At 42.0% G+C, this 9,274-nt stretch carries 6 protein-coding genes; 3 read left to right on the top strand and 3 right to left on the bottom strand.

Translation table 11 applies throughout. From position 1 onward, the window contains the following. Nucleotides 1-2: 2 nt before the first annotated feature. Nucleotides 3-167, bottom strand: coding sequence for a hypothetical protein (locus tag ABZA00_RS14980; RefSeq protein ID WP_372882962.1), 165 nt, complete (start codon nucleotides 165-167; stop codon nucleotides 3-5). A gap of 231 nt (nucleotides 168-398) precedes the next feature. Then, nucleotides 399-1,541, bottom strand: coding sequence for a conjugal transfer protein TraF (locus ABZA00_RS14975; RefSeq protein WP_372882961.1), 1,143 nt, complete (start codon nucleotides 1,539-1,541; stop codon nucleotides 399-401). Nucleotides 1,542-2,505: 964 nt separating this feature from the next. Here ABZA00_RS14975 and ABZA00_RS14970 point away from each other — a divergent pair. The 3 genes from ABZA00_RS14970 to ABZA00_RS14960 all read left to right on the top strand — a co-directional run bounded on the left by ABZA00_RS14970 (nucleotide 2,506) and on the right by ABZA00_RS14960 (nucleotide 8,359). Then, complete coding sequence (locus ABZA00_RS14970) at nucleotides 2,506-3,780, top strand: NRAMP family divalent metal transporter (protein ID WP_372882960.1); 1,275 nt, start codon at nucleotides 2,506-2,508, stop codon at nucleotides 3,778-3,780. Nucleotides 3,781-4,861: 1,081 nt separating this feature from the next. Next, nucleotides 4,862-5,449, top strand: a complete 588-nt coding sequence (locus tag ABZA00_RS14965; protein WP_372882959.1) for a class I SAM-dependent methyltransferase — start codon at nucleotides 4,862-4,864, stop codon at nucleotides 5,447-5,449. 6 nt (nucleotides 5,450-5,455) lie between these two features. Next, nucleotides 5,456-8,359 (top strand): DEAD/DEAH box helicase family protein, encoded by a 2,904-nt coding sequence (locus tag ABZA00_RS14960; protein ID WP_372882958.1) that lies wholly within the window; start codon nucleotides 5,456-5,458, stop codon nucleotides 8,357-8,359. Between the two features lie 296 nt (nucleotides 8,360-8,655). Here ABZA00_RS14960 and ABZA00_RS14955 read toward each other — a convergent pair whose 3' ends face one another. After that, on the bottom strand, nucleotides 8,656-9,207 hold the full coding sequence (locus ABZA00_RS14955; RefSeq protein WP_372882957.1) for a nuclease-related domain-containing protein: 552 nt from the start codon (nucleotides 9,205-9,207) through the stop codon (nucleotides 8,656-8,658). Nucleotides 9,208-9,274 lie beyond the last annotated feature (67 nt).

Here is a 9,274-nt window from a genome sequence, read left to right as displayed (position 1 = left end):
TTTTAGTCTTTGTTATTGATTTGATTCAGAACGTCCTGTTCTTCACCACTTTGTGGCCAGCTAAAGCTGTTCAAAATCGTTCCATACGATTTTGTGTAATTAGAACAACTAGTTACTGCAATCAATGCCTTGCTTTCATCCATTTCTCCTACGCATAAATAGATCATCTAATTAACGGAATTGGTATAACGCGTCATAAATGGAAGTTTGGCCGTCCCGGCTTTAGCACTACGACGGTGGTCGTTTTATTCTCGCTGCGTAATTTGCGGGTAGACGGAGGGTGCATTTACGCACCATCAACGCACTGATACTTTTTCTGCGGGCTGCTCTTTGTGCAGAGAGAAACAAGCGTTGTCCCCCAGCCGCTTAATTCTCTCTACTTATTGATTTTTCTGTAATTAAAAAGTAAAAGCTAAATTGGCAGAAGCGCCAAATTGATTATCACCTGCATAAGAGCCTGCAATATCCAAACTCACTACATCAAATGGACTAATACCGATACCGGCAGTAATTGAGTTATCAAGCGTATCTTCCAGGTCCATCTCGTAACCTGCACGTAATTGTGCCCAATCCCATGCATTTCCTTCAAAGCCGAAACGTACAAATTGTGTGTCGTCGTTGAGGCTTTTAAAACGAGTTTGCTTAGTTAAATCCGCATCAACAGCGACAGTGAAATATTCGGCGGTATAAGCAATAGCCAGGGTGGCTTGTGGTTTTAACTCATAAGTATCTTGTAACCCATTGCGCTTTGCGTCTATCTCTTGTGCCAGTATGTTTTTTAATGCCAAACCCGTGCGCAGGTTGTCTTTATACCATACTGCACCTAAATCAAAGTTGAATGCATTTTTCGAGATTTCACTCTCATCGTAATTTTCAATATCGAAATCTGAGACAGTCACGCGTTGAGCGTAGGTTGTTAATTGCTGGTATTTAGGGGTCACACCAAAAGACACTTTTTCTCCAGCAAGAGTAAATGCTTTCGCAAAAGACAAACCAATTTCAGTATAGTCAAAGGCAAGCATATCGATATGAGAGTTTTGATAACGTTGTTCAACGTTACTGTCGTCTGCTACATCCGCCGCAGCAACCACTTCAATATAACGGCGGGCAAACAAGTTGGAAGAAACCGTTTGCGATGGTAGTGAGGCTGCGAATCCAAGGCCTGCAGTAACCCTTAAAGGCTGATTCCCATCTAATTGGTCGAGGTATCCATTGAGCTCATCAGCTTGCTGCAATGAAGGGGTGATGGCACTTTCATAATTTTTAATAGATGCTTGTAGATCATCAATAACGCTTAAGCTGTCGTCACTGTCATGGATGGAAGCTCCGAAAGCAGGCAGAAGCAAAGCAAAATCATCATTATCTCTGAAGCTGGAGCCTAGCGCCGGGTTGTAGAATGGGGCGGAGAGATAATCTGCTGAAGCAACACCGGTATTGCCCATCGCGTTTCCACGGGCATCGGCAACCTGGTTGGCTGCGTTTGCCTGTGATGTTAATAATACGCTGCTGATACTTACCGCTAATACTGTGATTTTATGCATAGTTAAAGGTCCATTTTTGAATCTGATTAATAGGTTGTAAGCATAATGAAAAAGAGATTCTGTTCACTTAACGAGATATGTACTCAGTGCCCCGGCACAACAGTTTTACTTCCTCAGCAAGTCAACACAATCACTCGAACAGGTTCGATTTGATAATCATTATCAACTCTACCTAAGCAGATTAATTTTGCAAGGTAAAAATCAGGAGTGTCATATAGTTTAAAAACGCACCGCAGAGCAGACTAAAATCACCTTGCGGATGATAAGAATAGGAAAAGGTTTGACGGTTATTATTATTTGATTTTTTACTGTTATTTTTGCTACATAAAAGCAGATTAACTTGCTAATATATTTGCCCGTTTGTCGCGGGCACACAATCACGGTCAATATAAACCAACAATATTCAAAAAGTGATGCGGACTCTTTTTTAGATTCCACTGTTGATAGCGATATAAGAATTGTGTTTTTGAAAGCGTTATTGGCGAGGATATCCTTTCAGGCGAATAGCGGATGTTGCGCAGCTTAATAGCTGCCTGATTGAGTCCGGCTTTAAGATAAAAACATTTGAGGTAAGCCAGGTGTTGCCGCCATAGGCTCAAATATAATAGAACAGCTAGAGTGGTTTCAAAGCTCGCATTAAGTTAGCTACTTTGGCATGCGCCTCATCACGACAGCAACCACCTCTATAAAGTGGGTCTTGCCGGGATGGAAAAATAGCTAAGTACTTAGTGAAAAGTGATCAGGTATTTTAGGCAATTCCGTACTGTCTATATACTGAACGTTGCCTCGGCTTTAGCCGGGCTTGATGATGGCGCGGCTGAAGCCGAGGCCCCAAACGGATAACTAATACATTGAGTAACTACCTGACAATTTATATATGACTACTTAGTAAGTAACGGCCGCTGTGCAGGCCGCATTTTTAATAAAAAATTGCACCCATACTCTACACACAAGGAAAAGTAACATGGAAAACGTCGCAACCGTCGGCAGTTTAAACAATACTAACCGGTTGAAAAAAGTAATTAATAGTTTTGGGCCCGGTATTATGATGGCGACCGCTTCGGTGGGTGGCTCACACCTGGTTTCTTCCACCAAAGCTGGAGCTATCTATGGCTGGCAACTTGCGGCGATCATCCTATTAGTAAACCTTTTTAAATATCCGTTCTTCCGCGCCGGTGTTCAGTACACCATGGCAACGGGAGAGAGCCTTATTGAAGGTTATAGCAAAATGGGACGCAGTTACTTATGGATATTTACCGTCCTGATGACCATTGCGGCTATCGTCAGCACTGCCGCTTTGCTGATGTTCAGTGCCAGTTTATTTAGTTTTTTTTCCCCCATTGAACTTTCAATGACCGCCAATGCGGGCATTATTCTGCTTATTTGTCTGGCCATTTTATTTGCCGGACATTATAAAGCGTTAGATAGCCTGTCAAAAATTATTATGCTGACCCTGGTTATCGCCACCGTCAGTGCCGCGATAATCGCCGCCGGAAACGGTGCTGTTGCTCCGGTTGGTTATCAGTCTCCTTCAATCTGGGATATGGCCGCCATTGGTTTTATTGTGATCATGATGGGTTGGATGCCGGGGCCGATAGAGGTTTCCAGTTTGACCTCAATGTGGCTGAAAAATCAAAGAAAAGAGCAGGAGGTAACGGAACGCTCTGCACTGTTCGATTTTAATGTCGGCTATATCGGTACCGCACTGCTTGCGATTGTCTTTCTGGCACTCGGTGCGCTGGTGCTGAACGGTAGCGGCGAAGAGTTGAAAAACTCCGGTATCGGCTTCTCCCATCAGTTGGTCAGCATGTATGCATCAACCATTGGCGACTGGTCCCGTTACCTGATTGCTATTGTCGCATTCTTCTGTATTTTCGGCAGTACTATTACGGTTATCGACGGCTATTCACGTGCGCTGGCTGAAGCACAATTGCTGATTCAGAGTAAAGAGCTGGATCAACGTAACTATCACAATGGCTGGATGTTGACGGTGAGCGTTATCTCAATGGTGGTATTGCTGTTTTTCACCGCGCAGTTGATGACCATGCTCAACTTCGCCATGGTACTGGCCTTTATTACAACACCGGTATTTGCACTGCTTAATTACCGCCTGCTGGTGAAAGCTGATTCGCAGGGGAAACTGGCTTTAACATCACGTATGAAAGCACTTAGCTGGCTTGGTCTGGCCTACCTGTTTGGTTTTCTGGCTGTATTTATCTGGTGGAAATGGCTGATGTAAGTTCTGCGCTTTGATTCCCTCAATAAGTATCGCGAGGGAGAGGCCATTACACGGTGCCTAAATGCACCCTACGTTGAATATGTAATTATACAAAATGTAAAATCGTAGGGTGCATTTATGCACCGCAAACCCCATTCAATAACGCAGCAGTTAAGCGAAATAAAAACCACCGAGTAATTAAGGCGGGAATTGTTGTCGCTCCCACGATTTTAGCCCCCCGCTGAGCGCACTTAATGGGTACTGGAAACCTGGTTATTCAGCCCGGAAAATAACCGCAGCCCTGAACTTGTCTTAAAATGGCCGGCAGAACAATCATCTGGCAGAGCTCGCCTATGATGTGATGCAGCGATTACGCTACCAGGCAGAGCAACAATGCGTTGAATTAAGTGTAAAAGTTAACAGCAAAAGTGGCATTATTGCCCATATAGACATCAGTAAATTGCAACGTGTTATTATTTATAACATCATTTTAAAATATATTGTTTGCGGGTTTAAATAGAAATGGAATGATTTATAAAATAAATCATTCCTGGTGACGGTTTGGGTACAAAGCATTGAGACTTGAGCATGATTAAAGGAGTAAAAAAGTTAATTAACTTCGCATCGCCGGCACCAAATGCAGCAAACTTGTATTGGTTATTGGGCTTTATTTTCTAAACCAAAAGAAGTGGTGGTTTTGAAAGGGAATTTTTTTTGGCAATATCTCAGTAGTCAGTTTGTTGTATTTAACATTGTGGGTCTCTCCATCAATTGCGAAAGAGCAAGGCTCACTTAACCAATGTCATAATATAAACGACATGATTAATTATTACACGGATCTCAGACGAAGTCGCGGTTCCGCTGCACGATGGAGAGCTGGAAGCAAAAAAGAGATGCTTACAAAGAGAAATACAGTGATCTTAACTGTAAGATATGGCGAAACAAGATTAAATAAACAAAATAAGGTTGTGGCTCCAGCATCCCCTAAATAAAAATTGAAAATAATTACTTTAACCCACTATCTTCAATACAGTGTTTCTATGATTTTCTTTTAAAAATCAGTAATGAATAAACAAGAAAAGCCGCTACAAACGAGACTATTATGCAAAGCACAAACCTGCAGTATTATGAAAACAATGCGCAAAATTTTTATGATTCGACTATATCCGTCAATATGGATACGCTTTATCAAAAGTTTCTGCCTCTCATTCCCGCTGGCGGTTCAATTTTGGATGCAGGCTGCGGGGCGGGACGTGATAGCAAAAATTTTATCGAACTTGGTTTTGACGTTGCTGCATTTGACGCAAGTGAAAAATTAGCATTATTGGCTTCACAATTAACCGGTAAAAAGGTCGACGTTGCTCTTTTTCAAACTTATAAAAACAATAAAATGTTCGATGCAATCTGGGCTTGCGCTTCTTTACTGCACGTTCCGTTAAAAGATCTGCCAGCCGTATTTTTATCTTTATCCAAAATGCTTAAGCCGGATGGTCTTTTTTACTGTTCTTTTAAGTATGGCGCGGGAGAGGTGGCCCGTAATGGCCGTGTATTTACCAACCTGGATGAAGACTCATTTGCACAGCAGATTAAAAACTCACCTTTATCCATTAATAAACAGTGGAAAACAGGCGATCTGCGGGAAGGCCGTGAAAGCGAACTGTGGCTGAACGTTATTTTGCAGAAGGATTAAGTCAAAATGCCTACAACCGCAACGGCTAATTTATCGCTGCGTTATGATGCTAACCAGCTTACAACAGGCGGCAATGATCCTCTACTGCCGAAGCTGATACATGCAATCAATCATGCCAGTGAAATTGAAATTGCCGTTTCATTTATTCAGCGCAGCGGTTTAAATCTTCTCTTCGAGCCTTTAAAAGACGCCATTCTCAATGGGGCCTGCTTAAAGCTCTTAACCTCTGATTATCTTGATATTACTGATCCTGTCGCGCTCAGAGAACTGATCCCTTTAGTTGGGCGGGGGGCTGACATTCGCATTTATCAAAGCGATCACAAACAAGCCTTCCATATGAAATCCTATATTTTTGTAAAAACCAGGCAGGGCAATCAGGAAAGAGAGCTGCTTGATGGCTGTGCATTTATCGGTTCAAATAATATAAGTAAGAGTGCGTTAACCAATGCCCATGAATGGTGTTTCAGGCATGACTATCTGCCACCAGAAACGTCACGTGAGGCAGTGGAATTTAATAATATACGCAGCGCCTTTGCTGAAATCTTTGAACATCCGTTAGCTAAGCAATTAGATAACAACTGGATTTCAGAATATCTAAAACGCCGTAAAAAGATGCAGTTTATCAGTATCGAGCAGGGCACATTACCGTCAGAACAGTTTGAGCAGGCAACCCCTAACCCGGTTCAGGTTGAAGCATTAATGGCGTTAGCAAACACCCGGCAAGTGGGCTTTAAGCGTGGTCTGGTTGTTCTGGCAACGGGAATGGGCAAAACCTGGTTAGCTGCTTTTGATGCACAGCAGATAAAAGCTGAACGTATTCTATTTGTCGCCCATCGCGAAGAGATCTTACTGCAGGCACAACGCACATTTGCCCAGTTAATGCCGGAAAAAAGCAGCGGATTTTATAATGCCCAGCAGCGACAAAAAGAGGTGGATATTCTCTTTGCTTCTGTACAGACAATAGGACGTGAAAATCATCTGAAACAGTTCAACAATGATCACTTTGATTATGTTGTGGTTGATGAATTTCACCATGCAAGTGCGCCGATTTACAGTAAGCTACTCACCTATTTTAACCCGCGTTTTTTACTTGGTTTAACAGCAACACCTGAACGAACTGATCAGTCTGATATTCTTAGTTTATGCGATAACAATCTGGTTTATCAGCGCAACTTAACGCAGGGAATTGATGATCAAATTCTGGTGCCGTTTAAATACTACGGGATTTGGGATGAGTCTATAAACTATCAGGCGATCCCCTGGCGAAACGGTCGTTTTGATCCGCAGAGTATCGATAACCAGTTTGCTACTCAAAAACGCGCAAATCATATTTTAAAAAACTGGCGTCAATACAAACAACAGAAAACCCTCGCGTTCTGTATTTCAGTCAAACATGCCGACTACATGGCAGAATGCTTTAACCATGCCGGGATATCGGCGTTATCTGTTCATGCCTGCTCAGCGGCAAGACGTAACGAGGCCTTGACCCAACTTGAAAGAGGGGCGGTTGAGGTGATTTTTTCTGTCGATCTGTTTAATGAAGGAACCGATCTGCCTGCCATTGATACCATCTTAATACTGAGGCCCAGCGACTCTAAAATTTTATTTCTGCAGCAGCTGGGGCGCGGTCTGCGTTTGCATGAAGATAAAGCGCATCTTGTTGTGCTTGATTTCATAGGAAATCACCACTCTTTTTTAAATAAACCCTATGCGCTTTTCGGTAGTTCAACCGTGCGTGGGCTGCTGGGGAATATCCAGACACCTAAACTCGCCGATGGCTGTTTTGTTAATTATGATATTGAAATCACCGACTTTTGGCAGAAGTTGGCGCAACAGCAGCGGACAACGGCTGCTGAAGATTATCAGAACTTATATGAGCAGTTAGGGCATAGACCGACAGCCAGCGAATTCTGGAGTGAATATCAGGATTTCACCAAGGTTAATAAGCAATATCAAAGTTGGATGGCGCTGGTTGCCACACAACAGGATGATCCGCAGTTTTCGCAGTTAGTCACAAATTATGGTGAGTTTCTGTTTCATGCCGTGCAGACAACAGCAATGGCAAAATCCTTTAAAGCAATCTTATTGGAATCTTTTCTGCGCTTGGATGGTTTTGTTAATCCGCCAGCATTAGAAGCGCTTGCCGAGGACAGCAAACGGGTATTTGACCGTTATCCGCTGCTGAAACAAAGCGAACTTTCAGAAAAGCTGCAACAAAGCGAACCGGACTCTGCAGCCTGGTTAACCTACTGGAAAAACAATCCAATAAAATTCAGCTGCACAGTCAATAAAAAAACAGGCAAGCAGTGGTTTAAAATCGAAGATAACAGATTAGTTGCCAACCTTGATGTTAAAGAGCAGGACAAACCAGCATTGCATGATGCCGTGCAGGAGCTGTTAGCGCTGCGCCTGCTGCAATATTCACAACGCCCCGACACTGTTAATAATAAGAAAGCCGTTACAGAGGGGGAGAGTCAAAAAGAGACAGATCAAGTTACTCAACTTGCTTTTTACCCCAACCTGAAAATCGCCTGCGGACACTTTAAAACAGGCGATGATTCACAAGTTTCTTATTTGGATGCCCCCGAAGGGAACGGACATCTGCTTGCGGAAAAACACTTTTTAGCAAAAGCAACGGGCAACTCGATGAACGGGGGTAAAAATCCTATCGTGGATGGCGATTTGTTATTGCTTGAATTAATCACTCCGGAAAACGCGGGATCATTGCAGGGACAAACCGTTGTTATTGAAAACCGTGATGACAGTGGTGATACGCAATATTTACTGCGTGATGTAAAAAAACTTGCAGATGGTCGTTATCAGTTACTCGCCAAAAACAGCGATTACGAACCAATTTTTGCCAGTGAAGAGATGAAACCCTTAGCAAGATTAAAGGGGGTTGTGAAGTAGGGCAGTCGCTTTGTTTTTTTTATAAGTGGGCACGGCTAAAAATCTAATAATTCGACTTGGGTTAGGAAGTGTGATGAAAATTTTTATCTAACGATCCATTATGAAGAACGTATTTTGAAGCAATCTAAAGAGTGATTTAAAAAGCTGTTTATGAGTTAGTTTTGTAGGCTGCTTTGGGGCATAAAACGCTTTAAATATTTACTATAAATATCATAGGTAAACGACGAGGGCTTGTCCAACAATAGGATTAAGTCGTGGTTCGCTTTGCTCACACGACCTATCCTTACCAGTTATGTTTAGTCACAATATTCTTGGCTATATTTCTTAATTGCCTCTGTTACATAAGAAAATTCCATATCAGTGAAACTATAAAATACCTCATCTAAAGAGTTTTCTTCAATCCATTTACCTAACATGGATTTAAAAATAATATCTGTTTGTGGTGCCAATGGCTCTTTCGCTTTAAGAATTTTTGCTTTGTCATTGGCAAACACTACTACAGGCCTTATTGGCCACTTGTTCATCTTTGCCTTTTCAAGAATTTGTAAAAGAAGACCAGAAGTTCTTAATACTTGGTTTGATGCATTGCCGTACTCATTTCGGTATTGACCAACTTCTTGCACCCACTTATCTTTACTTGTTGCCTTTACTGTTCCCTTCCAATTTTTCACTTCGATAACTACAAGCCCTATTTTAGGAACAAAAGCTAAAAAATCTAATTGAAAATTTTTACCGTAATAAATAATGTTATTAGAGCGAATAAAACCACTTATTAAATTACCTTTTAATCCTCGTAGCACTTCACGTACATTCTCTTCACCTATATCACCAGCCTTATTAGTACTCATGAATTCTCCGAATAAAAACATAACAGTGTATTAGCCTACATTCTCACCAGTACACACGTAAACTTTA

Source organism: Psychromonas sp. (assembly GCF_041586535.1).
Lineage (GTDB): Bacteria > Pseudomonadota > Gammaproteobacteria > Enterobacterales > Psychromonadaceae > Psychromonas.
The sequence above is the reverse complement of the archived record's forward strand: the minus strand, read 5'-3'. Positions and strand labels throughout refer to the sequence as shown.

Bases quoted from the DNA above. Each gene is read 5' to 3' on its own strand.
- ABZA00_RS14980 (WP_372882962.1), bottom strand. From the start codon at position 167: ATGATCTATTTATGCGTAGGAGAAATGGATGAAAGCAAGGCATTGATT.
- ABZA00_RS14975 (WP_372882961.1), bottom strand. From the start codon at position 1,541: ATGCATAAAATCACAGTATTAGCGGTAAGTATCAGCAGCGTATTATTA.
- ABZA00_RS14970 (WP_372882960.1), top strand. From the start codon at position 2,506: ATGGAAAACGTCGCAACCGTCGGCAGTTTAAACAATACTAACCGGTTG.
- ABZA00_RS14960 (WP_372882958.1), top strand. From the start codon at position 5,456: ATGCCTACAACCGCAACGGCTAATTTATCGCTGCGTTATGATGCTAAC.
- ABZA00_RS14965 (WP_372882959.1), top strand. From the start codon at position 4,862: ATGCAAAGCACAAACCTGCAGTATTATGAAAACAATGCGCAAAATTTT.
- ABZA00_RS14955 (WP_372882957.1), bottom strand. From the start codon at position 9,207: ATGAGTACTAATAAGGCTGGTGATATAGGTGAAGAGAATGTACGTGAA.